This window comes from Sphingomonas sorbitolis, assembly GCF_036663875.1.
GTDB lineage: Bacteria > Pseudomonadota > Alphaproteobacteria > Sphingomonadales > Sphingomonadaceae > Sphingomonas.
In genome coordinates this window covers 325437-343357 of sequence record NZ_JAXOJS010000004.1, presented here as the reverse complement: position 1 = coordinate 343357, position 17921 = coordinate 325437, and the positions used below count along the sequence as shown (strand labels likewise).

Annotated in this window: 17 protein-coding genes; 8 read left to right on the top strand and 9 right to left on the bottom strand. The window is 66.7% G+C overall.

What is annotated here, in order from left to right; genetic code table 11:
• Positions 1-62: 62 nt before the first annotated feature.
• On the bottom strand, positions 63-812 hold the full coding sequence (locus U1763_RS13715; RefSeq protein WP_332755629.1) for a 16S rRNA (uracil(1498)-N(3))-methyltransferase: 750 nt from the start codon (positions 810-812) through the stop codon (positions 63-65).
• Positions 813-1039: 227 nt separating this feature from the next.
• Positions 1040-1201 (bottom strand): hypothetical protein, encoded by a 162-nt coding sequence (locus tag U1763_RS13710; RefSeq protein ID WP_332755628.1) that lies wholly within the window; start codon positions 1199-1201, stop codon positions 1040-1042.
• 82 nt (positions 1202-1283) lie between these two features.
• Between U1763_RS13710 and ubiA the strand changes: the two genes are divergently transcribed.
• From ubiA to U1763_RS13695, 3 genes are read left to right on the top strand one after another with little or no spacing between them, the layout of a single operon-like run.
• Positions 1284-2225 carry a 4-hydroxybenzoate octaprenyltransferase gene (gene ubiA, locus U1763_RS13705; protein ID WP_332755627.1) on the top strand — a complete coding sequence of 314 codons (942 nt, stop codon included), beginning with the start codon at positions 1284-1286 and terminating at the stop codon, positions 2223-2225.
• Between the two features lie 9 nt (positions 2226-2234).
• A complete protein-coding gene (locus U1763_RS13700; RefSeq protein WP_332755626.1) occupies positions 2235-3581 on the top strand; it encodes a TldD/PmbA family protein in 1347 nt (448 codons plus the stop codon).
• A gap of 43 nt (positions 3582-3624) precedes the next feature.
• Positions 3625-4389, top strand: coding sequence for a 3'(2'),5'-bisphosphate nucleotidase CysQ (locus U1763_RS13695; protein ID WP_332755625.1), 765 nt, complete (start codon positions 3625-3627; stop codon positions 4387-4389).
• 9 nt (positions 4390-4398) lie between these two features.
• On the opposite strand, the gene U1763_RS13690 is transcribed toward U1763_RS13695, so the two are convergent.
• The 4 genes from U1763_RS13690 to U1763_RS13675 all read right to left on the bottom strand — a co-directional run bounded on the left by U1763_RS13690 (position 4399) and on the right by U1763_RS13675 (position 7709).
• Positions 4399-5532 carry a hypothetical protein gene (locus tag U1763_RS13690; RefSeq protein WP_132737332.1) on the bottom strand — a complete coding sequence of 378 codons (1134 nt, stop codon included), beginning with the start codon at positions 5530-5532 and terminating at the stop codon, positions 4399-4401.
• Positions 5533-5612: 80 nt separating this feature from the next.
• The gene (locus U1763_RS13685) at positions 5613-5780 is read right to left on the bottom strand and encodes a hypothetical protein (RefSeq protein ID WP_332755624.1); all 168 of its coding nucleotides are present in this window, start codon (positions 5778-5780) and stop codon (positions 5613-5615) included.
• Positions 5781-5784: 4 nt separating this feature from the next.
• Positions 5785-6492 carry a hypothetical protein gene (locus U1763_RS13680; RefSeq protein ID WP_277982968.1) on the bottom strand — a complete coding sequence of 236 codons (708 nt, stop codon included), beginning with the start codon at positions 6490-6492 and terminating at the stop codon, positions 5785-5787.
• A gap of 5 nt (positions 6493-6497) precedes the next feature.
• Positions 6498-7709, bottom strand: a complete 1212-nt coding sequence (locus U1763_RS13675; protein WP_277982969.1) for a toxic anion resistance protein — start codon at positions 7707-7709, stop codon at positions 6498-6500.
• A 152-nt stretch (positions 7710-7861) separates the two neighbouring features.
• On the opposite strand from U1763_RS13675, the gene U1763_RS13670 reads away from it, so the two are divergent.
• From U1763_RS13670 to typA, 3 genes are all read left to right on the top strand, one after another.
• Positions 7862-8875: a zinc-binding alcohol dehydrogenase family protein gene (locus U1763_RS13670; protein WP_332755623.1), complete on the top strand. Its 1014-nt coding sequence runs from the start codon at positions 7862-7864 to the stop codon at positions 8873-8875.
• Positions 8876-9234: 359 nt separating this feature from the next.
• On the top strand, positions 9235-10212 hold the full coding sequence (locus tag U1763_RS13665) for a DUF2268 domain-containing putative Zn-dependent protease (protein WP_332755622.1): 978 nt from the start codon (positions 9235-9237) through the stop codon (positions 10210-10212).
• A 90-nt stretch (positions 10213-10302) separates the two neighbouring features.
• Positions 10303-12147: a translational GTPase TypA gene (typA, locus tag U1763_RS13660; protein WP_056051990.1), complete on the top strand. Its 1845-nt coding sequence runs from the start codon at positions 10303-10305 to the stop codon at positions 12145-12147.
• A 426-nt stretch (positions 12148-12573) separates the two neighbouring features.
• Here typA and U1763_RS13655 read toward each other — a convergent pair whose 3' ends face one another.
• Positions 12574-13140, bottom strand: coding sequence for a L,D-transpeptidase family protein (locus U1763_RS13655; RefSeq protein ID WP_332755621.1), 567 nt, complete (start codon positions 13138-13140; stop codon positions 12574-12576).
• A gap of 321 nt (positions 13141-13461) precedes the next feature.
• On the opposite strand from U1763_RS13655, the gene U1763_RS13650 reads away from it, so the two are divergent.
• Positions 13462-13866: a hypothetical protein gene (locus tag U1763_RS13650; RefSeq protein ID WP_332755620.1), complete on the top strand. Its 405-nt coding sequence runs from the start codon at positions 13462-13464 to the stop codon at positions 13864-13866.
• A gap of 108 nt (positions 13867-13974) precedes the next feature.
• Positions 13975-14295 (top strand): DUF3297 family protein, encoded by a 321-nt coding sequence (locus U1763_RS13645; RefSeq protein ID WP_056066699.1) that lies wholly within the window; start codon positions 13975-13977, stop codon positions 14293-14295.
• Positions 14296-14566: 271 nt separating this feature from the next.
• Here the strand turns inward: U1763_RS13645 and U1763_RS13640 are convergent, their stop codons facing one another.
• Both U1763_RS13640 and U1763_RS13635 read right to left on the bottom strand, forming a co-directional pair.
• Positions 14567-16435 (bottom strand): ABC-F family ATP-binding cassette domain-containing protein, encoded by a 1869-nt coding sequence (locus U1763_RS13640; protein WP_332755619.1) that lies wholly within the window; start codon positions 16433-16435, stop codon positions 14567-14569.
• A 326-nt stretch (positions 16436-16761) separates the two neighbouring features.
• Entirely contained in the window at positions 16762-17781 is a 1020-nt protein-coding gene (locus U1763_RS13635) for a cell wall hydrolase (protein WP_132737354.1), read from the bottom strand.
• Positions 17782-17921 lie beyond the last annotated feature (140 nt).

The following is a 17921-nucleotide window of genomic DNA, read 5'->3' as shown; positions in this document are numbered from 1 at the left end:
ACGCGTCGATGAACGAGGGTGCTAGAGGGTATCCGGACCAATCGGTAGCAATGTCGTATCGATCAATCGCCGCGCCAATCTCCCGCCGCCGCCATCCACAAGGCAACGGCTGCACCTGCCGCGGTTTCGGCGCGAAGAATCCGCGGCCCCAGCCCGATCCCGACGGCGTTGGGATGCGCGCGGATCGCCTCGCGTTCGTCGGCATCGAAGCCACCCTCGGGCCCGATCAGGATTGCCGCCGGTCCCGGTCGCGCCCGCATCGCCTCCAGCGCCGGTACGCCGCCGGTCTCATCCGCAAAGAACAGCGCGCGGTCCTCGGGCCAGTCGCGCAGTAACGCGGCGAGCTTCACCGGCTCGGCAACCTCGGGCAGCGCGGTGCGCCCGCATTGCTCGGCCGCCTCGATCATCTGCGTGCGCAGGCGCTCGGTATTGGGCTTGTCGACGATCGTCCGCCGCGTGACCACCGGCACCAGCCGCGCGACGCCAAGCTCGCACGCCTTTTCCGCCATCCAGTCGACCCGGCCTTTCTTGAGCGGCGCGGCGCACAGCCACAGATCGGGCACATCCTCGCGCGGCCGCAGCAATTCGGTGACGTCGAGCATAAGGTCGCGCTTGCTGACGCTCGCCGCGACGCCGAGCCATTCCCCAGTCCGATCGTCGAACAGCTTCACCGGATCGCCGATCTTCATCCGCATCACACCGACGAGATAATGCGCCGCCGGCCCATCGACGTGGAGCGGACCGGCTGCGAGCGGGGTATCGACGAAAAGGCGCGGCGTGGATTGCGGCGGCCAGGCTGGGGTTGCAGGCATAAGCGTCGCCCTAGCAAATCCTCCCCGGCACGGGGAGGGGGACCAGCGAAGCTGGTGGAGGGGGGCTTCCACGCGAGAAGCGCTTGCGTTCAGCGTCTTCCACTAGGGTTGCGCCCTTCGCTAGCGTTACGTTCGCGGCGGTCCCCCTCCACCCTTCGCCGATGGCGAACGGTCCCCCTCCCCGTGTCGGGGAGGATTTGAGGACGCGCCGTTGCGGGAAGGGGCGTTCAGCGTCTCCGCCGCGCCCACATTTTTCGCGCGATCACCCAAGCCACGACCAAAACCACAACGCCGAGGATCAACACCCCCGCGACCGCGCCCGCAACCCGAAACATTCCCCAGAACAACGCCTCGACGAAGCGGCCGACCGCGACCGAAAGGCCGATCATGCGAGAGGGTCCGAACGCGTCACGCCCCACCGGTACCCGGCAAAGGCTTGCGCGCCAAACCCCGTCTTCCTACGCCCCCATCATGCAGACCAAGCCGAGCCACGCTGAAATCGTCCCCGACAGCGAGCACAGGGGTTTAGTCGGCCGCCTCCCGCCAACCCTTCGCGGCATCGCGCTGCTCGCCCGCTTCGACCGCCCGATCGGCTGGTGGCTGCTGTTCTGGCCAGGCGCCTGGGGAGTCGCGCTAGCCGGCGGCGCGGTGCAGCGCTGGGACCTGATTCTCTGGCTCCTCCTCGGCAGCATCGCGATGCGCGGTGCAGGCTGCGTCTTCAACGACATCGTCGACCGCGACCTCGACGCGCAGGTCGCGCGCACTCGCGCCCGGCCAATCCCGAGCGGACTCGTCTCGATCAAGCTCGCCTGGGTCTGGCTCGTCGCGCTCTGCCTGATCGGCTTTGCGGTCCTGCTGCAACTCACCTTCTTCGCCGCGATCGTCGCACTCGCCAGCCTCGCACCCGTCGCCGCCTACCCGTTCATGAAGCGCATCACCTGGTGGCCGCAGGCGTGGCTCGGCATCGTCTTCTCCTGGGCGCTACTCGTCGGCTGGAGCGATATCGCCGGCGCGCTCGATACGCCGATGTGGCTGCTCTACGCGGGTTCGATCGCATGGGTGATCGGCTACGACACGATCTATGCGCTGCAGGACCGCGAGGATGACGCGATGATCGGCATCCGCTCCTCCGCGCTCCGGATGGGCAGCCACGTCAAGGCCGGCGTCGGCATCTTCTACGTCGCCGCCGTCGCGTTATGGGCCGCAGCCTTCTGGCAAGTCCGCCCGGATCCGCTCGCGATCGCCGCGCTCATCCCCATTGCGCTCCACCTCGCATGGCAGGTCGTCACGCTCAAACCGAACACGCACGAGGGCGCCGGCACCGCAGCACTTGCCCGCTTCCGCGCCAACCGTTTCGCCGGACTGTTGATGTTCCTCGCCTGCGTGGTTGTCGGCACGAGCCTGCATCCCTAACTCGCTGATATGCTGACCCCAGACCAAGCCCGCGACCGCGCCCACGACATCGTCCAGCGCGCGAGGGCGGCGGGCGCCGACGCCGCCGACGCAGTCTTCGCCGCCGACGCAGCGCTCGACGTGTCGATCCGCCTCGGCAAGCTGGAGGATATCGGCCGCTCCGAAAGCGAGGACCTCGGCCTGCGCGTGTTCGTCGGCCAGCGCTCCGCCAGCGTGTCTACCTCCGACCTCTCGACCGCCGCGATGGACGCGCTGGTCGAACGCGCGGTCGCGATGGCGCGCGAGGCCCCTGAAGACCCCTGGGCAGGTCTGGCCCCCGCCGAACGCCTGCTCCACGGCATCACCCCGATGCTCGGCCTCGACGACGGCGGCGAAGCCAGCCCCGAGCAACTCCGCGACGCCGCGCTCGAAGCCGAAGACGCCGCCCGCGCCGTCCCCGGCGTCTCGAACAGCGAAGGCGGCGGCGCCAGCGCCTCGCGCAGCGTCTGGGCATTAGCCACCAGCCACGGGTTCGCCGGCGCCTACGCCGCGACCGGCTACGGCGTGTCGGCCAGCGTTTTGGCAGGCGAGGGCGGCAATATGCAGCGCGACTATGCGCACAGCAGCGCCCGGCTCCGCGCGCATCTCGAAGCCCCCGAAGCGATCGGCCGCCGCGCCGGCGAACAGGCCGTCGCCCGCCTCAATCCCGGCCGCCTCGTCAGCGGCCCCACGACGATCGTCTACGACCGCCGCGTTGGCGGATCGCTGGTCGGTCACATGCTCGGCGCGATTTCGGGGCAGGCGATCACGCGGAAGACGAGCTTCCTGCTCGATTCGCTCGGCAGCCAGGTGTTCGCGCACGGTATCACCATCCGCGACGATCCGCACCGCCCGCACGGCCTGCGCTCGCGTCCGTTCGATGGCGAAGGCCTGCCCGTCTCGCCGAGCGACATCATCGAGGACGGCATGCTCGAACGCTGGCTGCTCGACTCCGCCTCGGCGCGGCAGCTTGGCCTCGAGCCGACCGGCCATGCCGCGCGCGGTGTCGGCGGCGGGCCTGGCGTATCGACCAGCAACGTGTTCATGGAACCGGGCCATGTGCCGCTCGAAACGCTCATTGCGGACATCGAGTCGGGCGTCTACGTCACCGAACTGATGGGCGGCGGCGCGAACGGCGTGACCGGCGACTATAGCCGTGGCGCGGCGGGCTTCCGGATCGAGAACGGCCAGATCACCACGCCGGTCGCCGAGTTCACGATCGCCGGCAACGTCAAGGACATGTTCCTCGCGATGACCCCCGCCAACGATCTCGAATTCCGCTACGGCGTCAACGTGCCGACTCTCCGCGTGGAGGGCATGACGGTGGCGAGTGGCTGACCGGTATCGAGGCCCGGAGCGGTCGCCGGCATGGCTGCGCGCTATGGCGGACGCAGTAGCGAGCATCGCCGCGGAGGCCGGCGCGATGGCGCTCGACCGCTTCGACACCGACTTCCAGCGCTGGGAAAAGACCCCCGGCAGCCCGGTCTGCGAACTCGACATCGCGATCGACCGGATGCTCAAGGCGCGGCTGTCGACGTTGCTCCCCGAGGCTGGCTGGCTGTCCGAGGAAACCGCTGACAACGCCGACCGCCTCGCGCACGACCTGCTCTGGGTGGTCGACCCGATCGACGGCACGCGCGACTATATCCGCGCAAGGCCCGGCTGGTGCGTCTCGGTCGCGCTGGTCGACCGCGGCAAGCCGGTAATCGGCATCCTCGAAGCGCCGTCCCGCGACGAACGCTGGCACGCGGTCGCAGGGCAGGGCGCCACCCGCAACGGCGTGCCGCTAAAGGCCGGCAATCGCACCGACTTCCCCGGCAGCCGCACGCCCGTAGACGCCCTCCCCAAAGCCGACCGCGACCTCATCATGGTCCACAAACCCAACTCGATCGCCCTACGCATAGCAATGGTAGCCGCCGACGAAGCCGACCTCGTCGCCACCCTCCGCTGGGGCAACGAATGGGACATCGCCGCCGCGGTCCTGGTCGCGAGCGAGGCCGGCGCGGTAGTTAGCGATGCATTGGGTGCGCCGCTGGTATTCAACAAACCTCGCCCGCAGGCGTTTGGTGTGCTGACGTCGACCCCCGGCATTCATCCCGCTGCGGTCGCGCGCCTGGCGGACCGGGCTCGCGCGATCGGCGGTTGATCGACTCGGTCAGCGGCTTGCCGTCATCGTTTTATCCGGCTGGGTCAGGTCGAGCACCTCCAACTCGGAGGGGCCGCTCCGCCGACGGATATTACTGTCGACGGGCGTTTGATACGTACCGCGCAGCGAGAACCGCTCGATCCGGTAGACGCCGTGACTGCCTGCCGCGGCGAGTGTGCCGGTGTAGCGGCGTTCGGATACCTGCTTGAGCAGATACCCAGCCCATCCAGTCGATCGCGATCCGCGGAGGATCTCGGCGTCGTCGGTCTTGCCGTCGGGCTTGATCCAGAACCCGATATCGACCCACTGAATTGGGTTTAGGTCGGACGATCTGGGCGGCACCGGATTGAGGAAGTCGAATTTGGCGGCTGCGTCCCTTGCTGCTGCCTGTGCCGTCGGCTCGTACGGCGGCCCCCAGATCAATACCGGGCGGGTCGCAGTATCGTGGCCGATCTCGCGGACCAGGCGGTCGACCTGGTCGTCATCGGCCCGCTGCGCCGCGATCCGCAAGCGGACCACCTGCAACACCGATCGGAGCGCGGGATCGGCGGCGGCGGACCTTGCCTCCGCTTCCGCTAGTAGCCGTGCCGCGCCCGCGGGATCGTTGCGCGCATTAGCAAGGCCGACTCGCCGCAGCGTCGCCAGCATCGCCAGCGTCGCATTGCCATCCGCCATCGCTTGGCGCTCGACTGCCCGGTACGAACTCTCGGCCGCGCGTCCGTTGCCGAGTGACACCCACATATCGCCGGTGGCGAATGCCGCGGCCATCACCGCTGGGTCGTTCGCCGGCAAGTTCTCGCGCAAGGTCCGGACCTGCCCGGCAACGGCCCTTTTGAACACGTCCATCTCGCCATCGTGCAGCGAGACCGTCGCATAGGCCTCGTACAGCGCGGCGACCGGTTTCGGATCGGTCGCGGCATTCTGTTTGTTGCGGGCAACCGCCGCGGCCAGCGTCTTTCGCGCCTGCTGATACGCGCCTTGGCGGAATTGCTGCTCGGCATACGCGATTGAAACTTGCGCATCGCGTAGGGGCGGACAAGTCTGCTCGACGCAGGATTTGTACGCGGCTGCCAAACGCTTGCCGGACACGACGATATCTGGAGTGGCAGCTTGCATCGTCAACGCGAACAGCAACGCGATCATGATTTAGTCCTCCGATACTCGTCGGTAGTTTGCACGATTATACAAGCGCGCTAAAGCAGGATATGATCTGTTTCCGATGTCTAGCGCGCGTTCTTGCCCTTCGTCCGGCTGGTCAGGTGGAACTGTAGGCACCGGTCGCACCGATACACTCTGAGCGGCACGCGGCCGGTCTGCGCCACCACCAGCGCGTCGACCTCCGACACGAAGCGCGCCTTGCGGCGGCAGACGCTGAGGCGGGTGCGCTTCACTCTCTCAATCCTTGTACTTCATCTCCAGGAAGCGGCCGCGGGTGGAGAGGTTGTCGAGGTCGCTCTGCGCGAGGCGGGCGGTCATTTCGCCGATTTCCTGTTCGATCAGCTTCAGGCCGTCGACCAGCTCGGCGTCGGGCGAGCGGCCGTTGCGCGGGGTGGTGCGGAGCGACGCCGGCACTTTCTCGTAATCCTTGACGAAGGCAGGCAGTTGCTCGCCGATCAGCTTCCGGACGTCGACCGCTTCCTGCGTGTTCGCGTCGAGCGTTGCGAGTTGCGGCGTCAGCGTTTCGAGACGCAGGCCGATCCGGTCGACCAACGTCATCGCCGGGGCTGGGAGGGCGGGGCGTTGCGCTTCCAGCCAGCGTTCGGTCTGCGCGGGGAGGGCGCGGATGTCGACCGCCGCGAGGCGCTCGGGCGTGGGCGCGCGTTCCGCCGGCCAGATCGCGAACAGCACCGTGGCGGCGACCAGCAGCGCCATGACCACCATCGCGCCGCCGATCCCGAGCGGCACGATCCAGCCGATCACCATCGCCGCGATCAGGATCGACACGTCGGCGACCGCGATCCGGGTCAGCCGCTTGCCGATCGCCTGCGTCTGCCGCGCCCGCCCCCGCGATGGGACGCGTGCGATGACGGCGCCCGTCCGGTCGTCGGAAATGCGCGACCAGGAGGCGCGGGCGCTGGCGATGGCGTCGTCTACTTCGCTCACGAGGGTTACATCGCCTCCAGCTTGAACGGGCTAGGCGAGGGTCCGCCCAGCTGGCCTTGAGTCGCCCCTTCAGCACGCGCGATATAGCCGCGGGACTTGTCGACCTCGTTCGACAGCGCGCCGACCGTCACCTTCATCGAATCGAGCGCCTTCAGCTTGAACACGTCGATCGCGTCCATCGTGTCGTAGATATTCTGGAATGCGCGTTGCAGCGTCTCCAGCGGGATGGTGGCCGACGCGGCCTGTTCGTGGATCTGCGCGGTCTGCGATTTGAGCAGCTTGCCGGTCGAATCGATGATGTTCGCGGTCGTCGTGTTGAGCGCGGTGATCTGCTCCAGCACCAGCTTCTGGTTGGTCAGCGCCTGCGCCACCGTCACCGCGGTGCGCAGCGCCGAGACGGTCGTGGTCGACGCGCGATCGACGCCTTTCACCAGCTCGACATTGTTCTTCTTGACCAGATCGAGCGCGAGATATCCCTGCACGGTCACCGCCATCTGCGTCAGCAAATCCTGCGTCCGTTGGCGCGTGTAGAACAGCGCGGTCTCGCGGATCGCCTTCGCCTTGGCGGGATCGCTGTGGTCGAGATCGTTGGCGACGTCCTCCAGCTTGGCGTCCATCGTCTTCGACAGGTGGATCATCTGCTCTAGCCGACCCATCGCCGCCCACAAATTGGCGCGCTCGGTATCGATCGCGGCATTGTCCATCAGCAGTTCGTCCTTGCCCGAGCCGAGGCTCTTCAGGATCTGCGCGATGTGCGTCTGCGACGATTTATAGCCGTCGAAATAATTGCGCATCTTGCCACCGAACGGGATGATCCCGAACAGCTTCTGCGGCGCGGTCAGGTTTCCCTTCTTGCCGGGATCGAGATCCTCGACGACGCGGCGTAGCTCGGCGAGGTCCTTGCCGACGCCGGTCTCCTGATCCATCGCCTTGACCGGGCGATCGAGGAAGCGGTTCGACTGGCCGGCGGCGTCGCGGATTTCCTTCGCGCCCATCGCCGTGATCGCGTCGACGCGCTTGCCGAATTCGGGGGAATTGACGTCCTGCGCGACGAGGTCGGTGACGAAGCCCGACACGCGCTCCTCCAACTGCGACTTCACGCCGGCATCGACGGGCACGAGCCCGGACGCCTTCGCGGCCGCGACCGTGGGCACCGGATCGGGCGGGGTCAGCACCAGGCCCGGCTCTTCCGTCAGCGTGTTCGGGGTCGTCGCCATGCTTGTCTCTCCGTTCGGTGGGGCATGGTGGCTGCAACCCGCCCCGCGTTCAAGTGGCGTATATAGATAATACACCCTGGCTTGCCAACAGCTCTCCTTGAAACCGGGCGGCCGCGTGGACAGCTTGTCGGCGACATCACAGGAGTTCCAGCATGCGCGCCATCGGCTATACCAAGTCGCTCCCGATCGACGACCGGCAGTCGCTCGTCGACCTCGACCTCCCCAAGCCCGAGGCGTCTGGCCGCGACCTGCTGGTCGAGGTGAAGGCGGTGTCGGTCAACCCGGTCGACACCAAAATCCGCCAGCGTCGCGAAGATCCGGACGGCAAGCCTCAGGTGCTGGGCTGGGACGCATCGGGCGTCGTCGTCGCGGTCGGTCCGGACGTGACCGGGTTCACGGTCGGCGATGACGTGTTCTACGCGGGCGCGATCGACCGACCCGGTACCAATTCGGAGTATCATCTCGTCGACGAACGCATCGTCGGCCACAAGCCGGCATCGCTAGACTGGGCGCAGGCGGCGGCGCTGCCGCTGACCTCGGTCACCGCGTGGGAAACGCTGTTCGACCGTCTCGACGGGCGTAAACCCGTCCCCGGCGCGGCGAACGCGATCCTGATCATCGGCGGGGCAGGCGGGGTCGGCTCGATCACGATCCAGCTCGCGCGGCAGCTCACCGACCTGACCGTGATCGCCACCGCGTCGCGCGACGAGACGCGGGGCTGGGTCGAGGAGCTCGGCGCGCATCACGTGATCGACCACCGCAAGCCACTCGCCGCGCAGGTCGAGGCGCTCGGGCTCGGCGCACCGGGGTTCGTGTTCTCGACGACGCATACCGACGAGCACATCGCCGAGATCGGCGAACTGCTGGCGCCGCAGGGTCGGCTCGCGCTGATCGACGATCCGAAGACGCTCGACATCGTGCCGCTCAAGCAGAAGTCGATCTCGGTCCACTGGGAGCTGATGTACACGCGCTCGCTGTTCCAGACCGCGGACATGGGCGAGCAGGGCAAGTTGCTCGACGAGGTCGCGCGGCTGGTGGATGCAGGGACGATCCGGACGACGCTGGCGGAGAATTTCGGGCGGATCGACGCGGCGAATTTGCGGAAGGCGCACGAGCGGATCGAGAGCCACACGGCTAAGGGGAAGATCGTGCTGGAAGGGTTCTGACGCACCGCGCCATGCCGGAGTTGTACCGTTAACCTAGGCCACCCCCCGGCGAAGGCCGGGGCCCAGTTGGGGGACGTTGCTAACGGATGGCGGCACCTCGTTATTGCCACCTTTCCAACTGGGCCCCGGCCTTCGCCGGGGTGGATAGAATGGAGGGTGGGGCGTTGCATGTCGCCGCCACCTCACGATCCTCCCCCGCGAGGGGGAGGTGGCAGGCGTAGCCTGACGGAGGGGGCGGCAAGCGACCAAGCCGGTTCCGTGTCCTCCCCCCTCCGTCCCCTTCGGCGACACCTCCCCCTGGCGGGGGAGGATTGCAATATCCGCTCTGGCGCCCTGGCGAACACGCGATACTCTGCACCATGCTTCGCCCGCTGATCCTCGCGCTCGCCCTCCTCCCCGCGGCGGCCACGAATCGTCCCCCGCCAGCCGACCCGCTAACTGCAACGATCCACACCGAAGACGCCGACCGCTTCGCGACCGTCTTCGCCAAAACCAAGGGCAAACCCACCGCCGCGCAACTGAAACGCGACTATCTCGACAAGGGCAGTTTCGGGATCGGCGTCTTCACCCCCGGCCGGATCGTCGACGCGGACACGCTCGCGCACGCCATCGCGGGCAACCCCACCCGCTACGCGCAGGCGATCAAGACCTGCCTCCCCGCCGCCAAGGCCGCCACCGCCGATCTCCGCGCGCTCTATCTCGGTCTCCACGGCGCGCTCCCCGATGTGAAGCTCCCACAAGTCTATATAGTCTTCGGCGCGAACACGTCCGGTGGCACCGCCAAGCCCGGCGCGCAGGTGCTCGGGCTCGAAGTGCTTTGCCGCATGTCGCCAACCCCGGAAAAGCTCCGCCAGACGCTGCGGCATTTCTTCGCGCACGAGACGGTGCATTCCTTCCAGCAGGACGCCGGCATGACGCTCGCCCGCGACCCCCTGCTCACCGCGATCCTGGTCGAGGGCGCGGCCGACTTCATCGCGCAACTCGTCACCGGCGAGGAGCCCGACGCCGCCCGCGCCGCCTGGGCCACCCCGCGCGAGGCCGAACTCTGGCGCCAGATGCAGGCCGATATCGCGCTCACCCGAAAGCTCACCGACAAGGATGACCCCGAGCAAGGCTCACCGGAAGCCAAGGCCTATGCCCGCTGGATCGGCAACTACTCCACGCCGCCCGCCGGCTGGCCGCCCGAACTTGGCTATTGGATGGGGCTGAGGATCTGGCAGCGTTACTATGTCGCCGCACCCGACAAACGCGCTGCGCTGAGGGCAATGCTGGCGGTCCGCGATCCCCGTGCTATTCTCGCCGCCGGAACATACAAGCGCCGTGGAGGTTCCCTCTAAAGGCGACGAAATGCCGCTGCGTCTTCCCGCGGCGCAACAATTACGCTATGGCGCGCGCCAACCCCGTTCCTCGATCAAGAGAATACATTCATGAGCCTCCGCAACGTGGCGATCATTGCGCACGTCGATCACGGCAAGACGACGCTGGTCGACCAGCTCTTCCGCCAGTCCGGCACCTTCCGCGACAACCAGCGCGTCGAAGAGCGCGCAATGGATTCGAACGACCTCGAAAAAGAGCGTGGCATCACCATTCTCGCCAAGCCGACCTCGGTCGACTGGACCCCTCCCGGGGAGTCCGAGAGCATCCGCATCAACATCGTCGACACGCCCGGCCACGCCGATTTCGGCGGCGAAGTCGAGCGCATCCTGTCGATGGTCGACGGCGTCGTCCTGCTGGTCGATTCGTCGGAAGGCGCGATGCCGCAGACCAAGTTCGTCACCGGCAAGGCGCTGGCCCTCGGCCTGAAGCCGATCGTCGTCGTCAACAAGGTCGATCGCAACGACGCGCGCATCCAGGAAGTGCTCGACGAAGTGTTCGACCTGTTCGTGTCGCTCGACGCGAACGACGACCAGCTCGACTTCCCCGTGCTCTACGCATCGGGTCGCAACGGCTATGCCTCGACCGACATGGACGCGCGCGAAGGCACGCTGATCCCGATGTTCGAGACGATCGTGAAGCACGTGCCCCCGCCCGCCGTGGAAGTCGCCGGCGTGCCGTTCACCTTCCTCGTCACGCTGCTCGACCGCGATCCGTTCCTCGGCCGCGTCCTCACCGGCCGCGTCAATTCGGGTACCGTGAAGACCAACCAGGCGATCCACGCGCTCGATAACGACGGCAAGATCATCGAGACCGGTCGCGCGTCCAAGATCATGTCGTTCCGTGGTCTCGAGCGCGTTCCCGTCGACGAAGCCAAGGCCGGCGACATCATCTCGCTGGCAGGTCTCTCGGTCGCCACGGTTGCCGACACGATCGCCGACATCACGGTGACCGAGCCGCTGCACGCGCAGCCGATCGATCCCCCCACGCTGTCGATGCGTTTTGCCGTGAACGATTCGCCGATGGCGGGCCGTGAGGGCAGCAAGGTGACGTCGCGCATGATCCGCGAGCGCCTGTTCCGCGAAGCCGAGTCGAACGTCGCCGTGAAGGTGACCGAGGCGGCCGACAAGGACAGCTTCGAAGTCGCCGGCCGCGGCGAGCTTCAGCTGGGCGTGCTGATCGAGACGATGCGCCGCGAAGGCTTCGAGCTGGGCATTTCGCGTCCGCGCGTGCTGTTCGGCGAGGACGAGAACGGCAAGAAGACCGAGCCGTACGAGACCGTCATCATCGACGTCGACGAGGAGCATTCGGGCACCGTCGTCGAGAAGATGAACACGCGTAAGGCCGAGCTGACCGACATGCGTCCGTCGACCGGCGGCAAGACCCGCATCACCTTCTCGGCCCCGTCGCGCGGGATGATCGGCTATCATGGCGAGTTCCTGTCCGACACGCGCGGCACGGGCATCATGAACCGGCTGTTCGAGAAGTATGGTCCGCACAAGGGCGCGATCGAAGGCCGCAAGAACGGTGTTTTGATCTCGAACGGTTCGGGCGAGGCGAACAACTACGCACTGGGTCCGCTCGAAGAGCGCGGCATCCTGTTCGTGGGCCACGGCGAGGCGCTCTATGAGGGCATGATCGTCGGCGAGAACGCCAAGCCGGACGACCTCGAGGTCAACCCGATGAAGACCAAGGCACTGACCAACTTCCGCGCGTCGGGCGGCAAGGACGACCAGGTCCGCCTGTCCCCGCCGAAGCGCGCGACGCTGGAGCAGGCGATCGCGTACATCGACGACGACGAGATGGTCGAAGTCACGCCGAAGTCGATCCGCCTGCGCAAGCGCTTCCTGGATGCGAACGAGCGTAAGCGCGCTAGCCGGGCTAAGCAGAGCGCGTGAGCCTGGCACGGCGAAGCCGGCCAAGCTTACAAGCTCGGCCGGCCTCGCTCAGGCGAGGTCCGACGACGCGGCTTTGCCGCGGCGCGCTGGCTAGGAAATGCAGAAGGGCCGGGGGGAAACCTCCGGCCCTTTTGTTTTGTGCTAGAAAGAACGAGGGCAGCACTCACGCCGACGGCAACGCGAGCGCTCAGTACTCAAATCGGTGCACCTCCCCGGCGAAGGCCGGGGCCCAGGTGGAAAGGTCGCAGTAACTGGGCGCTGACCTTCGTTAGCGACGTCCCCCAACTGGACCCCGGCCTACGCCGGGGAGGTGCCGATTTCCAGGATATGAAGGCGTTCCCAAATTCCTCTCCCGCGGGGAGAGGAAGAGACGCCAAAGGCGGCGAAAGGTGAGGGCACGGCGCGCTACCGTCCGAAACCGCGCCCTCAAGCAGCAGTAATCCGCCCGCCCCGCGCCAACATCTCCCCACTCGTAACGATCACCCGATCCCCCAGCTTAACCTGCTCGAAAATCAGCTTGGCAAACGCCGTAGGCACCCCAACGCACCCATGCGTAGCGTACTTCCCATCCATCAGCTTACTGCCATGGATCGAAACCCCATCATTCGTCAGCCGCAGCATGTACGGCATCGGCGCCCCGTAAAGGTTCGACACATGATGCGCGTCCTTCTGCGTGATCTTGAACACGCCTAGCGGTGTCGGTTTCTCGTCAGCGCCATAAATCACCGCAGCCGTCCCGATCTCGTAGCCCGCGCGAAAAATCGACAAGGTTTGCGCGACGAGGTCGACGGTTATCACGATAGGTCCCTCGGGCACGCCCTCAGTATCCCAGTAATAGGCGCCGTGCCGGAGCGGCTCAGGCACGTCCAGCACGCGCTTGACGACATACCCCTCGGCAGGGTCCGGCGCTGCGTTCGCCGGCGGCGGCGCTGGTACGGGCTTCGACGCTACGGCCACGGGTTTGGCGACCGACGTCGGTTCTGTTGCGCGCACGCGAACGGGCGATCCGGATAACGCTAGCCCGCCGATCAGCACGGCACTGCCACTCAAAACGGAAAAGGCTATCGCTTGCATCGGCAGGATCGTGCGCATCCCGCCACCCTATCCCATATTCGTAAACGAAGCCGAGTGTCGCGGCACAACGCCGAGTCCCCTCGCGGGACCGACCGCAGCAGGGGTGGGCAGCTATACCGTGGGTTAACAGCCCGTTCCGATGCAGTTCAGACCGAGTCGCCTAAATCCTGAAACACGGTCGGACACTTATGCGTTTGTCCCAAGCGGACCGGGCGTAACTAGTAACGGAGTTCGGAAGAGATGAACGGATTTTTCAAGAAAGTAGGCCTCGGCGTAGCACTCGCCGCAACGGCTTTGACGGCAGCAGCACCAGCCGACGCGCAGCGTTGGGGTCGCGGTGGTTATGGGCGCGGCTACGGCGGCGGCTGGCACGGCCATCGTGGCGGCGGCAATGCAGCCGGCGCAGCGGTGCTCGGCGGCATCCTCGGCCTCGGTGTCGGCGCAGCGATCGCCAGCAGCAACAACCGCAATCGGTACTACGACCGCGGCTATTACAACGGCGGCTATTACGCGCAGCCACCGGTGGCGTATTACAGCCCGCCGGTACGTACCTACTACCGCGAGGATTACCGCCCGCGGTGCTGGAACGAATGGCGGGTCGACCCCTATTATGGCGACCGGGTCGCGGTGCAGGTCTGCAGCTGATCCGACCATAAGGTCGCACGGAGGCGTCGGGAGCAATCCCGGCGCCTCTTTTGCGTCCGGTGCCTTTTTTCTGGCGCGTGCCCGGTGCTTGCCGCTAGACGCGCGACCATGACCGACACGCCAAACACGCCCGAGACCGAAGCCGCCGCCACCCCGGCCGCAACCGGCGACACGCCCCCCGATCGCCTGTCGATCAACCAGCGCAGCCCGTTCTTCCAGCAGGACCTGCTCGAGCGCGGCATCGGCATCCGCTTCAAGGACAAGGTACGCCACGACGTCGAGGAATATTGCATCTCGGAAGGCTGGATCCGAGTCGCGCTCGGCAAGAAGGTCGACCGCAACGGCAACGCGCTGACGCTCAAGCTGGTCGGGCCGGTGGAGGCTTGGTTCGAGCGACCGGCAGCGGGCGCGGACACCGACGAGGGCTGAGCCTGAAGAGCGCGGAGCCTATTCTCTGAGCTGAGAGAAGGATGTTTTCCCGCGAAGGCGGGGACCCAGACTGGGCTCCCGCCTTCGCGGGAGAACATAGCAGCGCGGACCATCGCTGAGTCACTGGCGCGCTGGAATACGGCTGCCCCTCCCAAATCTCGTCACCCCAGCGGAAGCTGGGGTATCCCGCTTGGCGGACGCTACGACTCGAACGGGGAGATCCCAGCTTCCGCTGGGATGACGGCGAGGGACGTTACGCGGGGCGCGGCGCTTACGCCTCCACGCCCTCCAGCGCCTCGCTAGCCTCCAGCCACTTCGCCTCGCTAGCCTCAAGCTTCGCATGCACCTCGGCCCGACGCTTGCTCAAATCCCCCATCGACATCCGCGAGAACCGCGGCTCCGCAGTCGCCGGATCGACCATCGCGCGGTCCAGAGCATTCCGCTCCTTGGTGAACTTGGCCGTCTGCTCCTCGATCTCGCGTAAAGCCTTGCGCAGAGCTGCGTCATTACTCTTCGCCTCGGCCGCAGCCTTCTTGCCGGCCTTCTTGTCGGCCTTCGACGCCGCATCGCCCTTGCCGCCATCGCCCTTCAGGACGAACGCGATGTAATCGTCGAGGCTGCCGTCGAATTCCTTCGCCGTCCCGTCGTCGACCAGCACCAGCCGATCCGCGGTCAGCTCCAGCATATGCCGATCATGGCTGACCAGCACGACAGCGCCGGTATACGCGTTCAGCGCTTGCACCAAAGCCTCGCGCGCATCGACGTCCAGATGGTTGGTAGGCTCATCGAGGATCAGCAGATGCGGCGCATCGCGCGTGATCAGCGCCAGCGCCAGACGCGCCCGCTCGCCACCCGACAACTTGCCGACCCGAGTCGTCGCCTTGTCGCCCGAGAAGCCGAAGCGCCCCAATTGCGCGCGCACGGCCGCCGGAGTCGCGCCCTTCATCAGGTGCGACATATGCTCGATCGGCGAATCGGTCGGATCGAGTTCCTCGACCTGATACTGCGTGAAATACCCGACCTTCATCTTGCCCGACGACGACATCTCGCCGTCCATCGGCGTCAGCTGCGCCGCCAGCAGCCGCGCGAGCGTGGTCTTGCCATTGCCGTTGCGCCCGAGCAGCGCGACCCGGTCGTCGGGATCGAGCCGCATGTTGAGCCGCTTCAGGATCGGCACGTCGGCATAGCCCACCGTCGCCATGTCGAGCGTGATCAAAGGCGGGCGCAGCTCGGTCGGATTGGGGAAGCCGAACGACAGCGTCGGATCGTTATAGCTCTCGGCGATCGGCTGCATCTTCGACAGCATCTTCTGCCGCGACTGCGCCTGCTTCGCGGTCGAGGCGCGCGCCGAATTCTTGGCGATATATTCCTGCAGCTTCTCGCGCTGCACCGCCTGGTTGGCGCGCGCCGCCTCGATCTGCGCAAGACGCTCGGCGCGCTGGCGCTCGAACGCGTCGTAGCCGCCGGGATACAGCGTGATCTTGCCGCCCTGCAGATGCAGGATGTGATCGACCACGTTGTTGAGGAAATCGCGCTCGTGGCTGACCACCACGATCGTCGCCTTGTAGCCCTTGAGGAAGTCCTCCAGCCACATCACCGCTTCGAGATCGAGATGGTTCGAGGGCTCGTCGAGCAGCAGCAGATCCGGCTGCGAGAACAGCAACGCGGCGAGCGCGACGCGCATCTTCCAGCCACCCGAGAAGCTGTCGAGCGTGCGCGCCTGCATGTCCTCGTCGAAGCCGAGGCCGAGCAGGATCTGCGCGGCGCGGGCGGGCGCGGTGTAGGCATCGATCGCGATCAGCCGCTCGTACACGTCGCCGAGCCGGTCGGGATCCTCGCTCGTCTCGCTCTCGATCATCAGCGCGGCGCGCTCCAGGTCGGCTTCGAGCACGGTCTCAAACGGGGTCTTCACGCCGTGCGGCGCTTCCTGCGCGAGGTACCCGATCCGCGCGCCCCGCGGCATGTCGGCGGAACCGTCGTCGGGCTCCAGCTGCCCCGCGATCACGCGCACCATCGTCGACTTGCCCGCGCCGTTGCGCCCGATCAGCCCGACGCGCGAGCCCGGCGGCAACGCGGCGGTGGCGCCATCGAGGATAACGCGTCCGCCCAGGCGCACCGTGATATTGTTCAGGTTCAGCATGCGCGTGCCGTTAGCAGATGCAGCATGGTTTTGCGAGGGGAGGGGTGTCTCTCGCGATGGAGCGGCGAGAGCTCCTTTGGAAGAAGCTGTTCCCCCGCGAAGGCGGAGGCCCAGGACCACAAACGCCACCGCCCGATACCCTGGACCCCCGCCTCCGCGGGGGAACAAGAAGGGGCAGTCCCGCCACCAAAACTATCCCGCATTACTACCACCCCGGCGAAGGCCGGGGCCCAAGTGGAAAGGTGGTCGTAACGGAGCGCCATCCGCCGTTAGCAACGTTCCCCAATTGGGCCCCGGCCTCCGCCGGGGTGGTATCCTCGGAGTGGTTAGATTTCGTCTGAAACGACCGCGGCGCCCCCGGTACCACTACCGATCATCGCAGCTGCCCGCCCACCAACGTGAACCCGCACCCCCGAAACCAACCGCGTCTGCACGACCGCAGCGCCGGCCATTGTCGAGCCGGAGCGCGGCAAACCCCGGTGCACCGTCACCCCATGCAGCGCATCGGCCGGCTCCGCACCCGAGTCCGCAACGTCGTCCCGGTTGCCGTAATGCACCGAAACGCCAGCAACCGGCGCCGCGGCTACCGCCACACCACCATCGCTCGCCAAACCAACACTCCGGACCCCAGGCTCCACCCCAGCATAAGCCTGCCGAAACGTCAGAGCCCGCTCCAACGCCCCCTGCCAGCGATAGAACACATGCGCCCCAACCGTCGTGATCCGCGCAAGACTAGACGCCCACCAAGGCAAAATGCTGGTCGTATGAAACGACGTCGCCGCCCCGACTGGCGCATAAACGCTCCCCTCAAGCGCTGCCGCCGCAACCGCCCGCGCGCGATTCCAAGCCCCCGGCTCGCGCACACGGTTCATCGAGCCGTCGCAGGTAAAGCTGAACTGGCACCCGGTCCGCCGCTCTGCCCCCTGGTACACCACCCCGCAAACGCTGTTCGGAAAGGCCCGGTCGCGCACGCGGTTCAGCACGACCTGCGCCACTGCACGCTGGCCGTCCTCCGACTGCGACCGTGCCTCGTAATATACAGCAGCGGTCAGGCAGTCGGCCGCGCGCGAGGCATCGTCGGTCGATTGCGCGACGGTCGAGAATGGTGGCGCGACGACCGGGGCGGCCCCGGCAAACGCGGTATCCGTAGCGGCCTGTGCCGCCTTCGCCGAAATGTCGTCAGGCACATGCAGCGCCATTCGCGCCAACAACGCGCGAGAGTTCCGCTCCGGCTGGGCCCGGGCGATCGCCGCAGGGCGGTCCGCCGGCACGCACGACGTCGCCATCACCAAAGCGGGCAGGCTGATCAGCGCATGGGGATAAAGGCCGTAACCCGACGTCTTCATCCCCCCGCTCTAAGCCGCGGGGTTTAGGGACTGGTTAATGGCCACGGGAAACGGGGGAACCGCCCGCTAAGGGAGCGCACCCCCGTCATCCCGACGAAAGTCGGGACCTCGATCGGCAAGGACGGACGTGGAAGAGCACG

Bases quoted from the DNA above. Each gene is read 5' to 3' on its own strand.
- U1763_RS13645 (WP_056066699.1), top strand. From the start codon at position 13,975: ATGACCGACACGCCAAACACGCCCGAGACCGAAGCCGCCGCCACCCCG.
- U1763_RS13675 (WP_277982969.1), bottom strand. From the start codon at position 7,709: ATGGCGACGACCCCGAACACGCTGACGGAAGAGCCGGGCCTGGTGCTG.
- U1763_RS13695 (WP_332755625.1), top strand. From the start codon at position 3,625: ATGGCGGACGCAGTAGCGAGCATCGCCGCGGAGGCCGGCGCGATGGCG.
- U1763_RS13640 (WP_332755619.1), bottom strand. From the start codon at position 16,435: ATGCTGAACCTGAACAATATCACGGTGCGCCTGGGCGGACGCGTTATC.
- U1763_RS13710 (WP_332755628.1), bottom strand. From the start codon at position 1,201: ATGATCGGCCTTTCGGTCGCGGTCGGCCGCTTCGTCGAGGCGTTGTTC.
- U1763_RS13690 (WP_132737332.1), bottom strand. From the start codon at position 5,532: ATGATCGCGTTGCTGTTCGCGTTGACGATGCAAGCTGCCACTCCAGAT.
- U1763_RS13635 (WP_132737354.1), bottom strand. From the start codon at position 17,781: ATGAAGACGTCGGGTTACGGCCTTTATCCCCATGCGCTGATCAGCCTG.
- U1763_RS13665 (WP_332755622.1), top strand. From the start codon at position 9,235: ATGCTTCGCCCGCTGATCCTCGCGCTCGCCCTCCTCCCCGCGGCGGCC.
- U1763_RS13715 (WP_332755629.1), bottom strand. From the start codon at position 812: ATGCCTGCAACCCCAGCCTGGCCGCCGCAATCCACGCCGCGCCTTTTC.
- ubiA (WP_332755627.1), top strand. From the start codon at position 1,284: ATGCAGACCAAGCCGAGCCACGCTGAAATCGTCCCCGACAGCGAGCAC.
- U1763_RS13650 (WP_332755620.1), top strand. From the start codon at position 13,462: ATGAACGGATTTTTCAAGAAAGTAGGCCTCGGCGTAGCACTCGCCGCA.
- typA (WP_056051990.1), top strand. From the start codon at position 10,303: ATGAGCCTCCGCAACGTGGCGATCATTGCGCACGTCGATCACGGCAAG.
- U1763_RS13670 (WP_332755623.1), top strand. From the start codon at position 7,862: ATGCGCGCCATCGGCTATACCAAGTCGCTCCCGATCGACGACCGGCAG.
- U1763_RS13700 (WP_332755626.1), top strand. From the start codon at position 2,235: ATGCTGACCCCAGACCAAGCCCGCGACCGCGCCCACGACATCGTCCAG.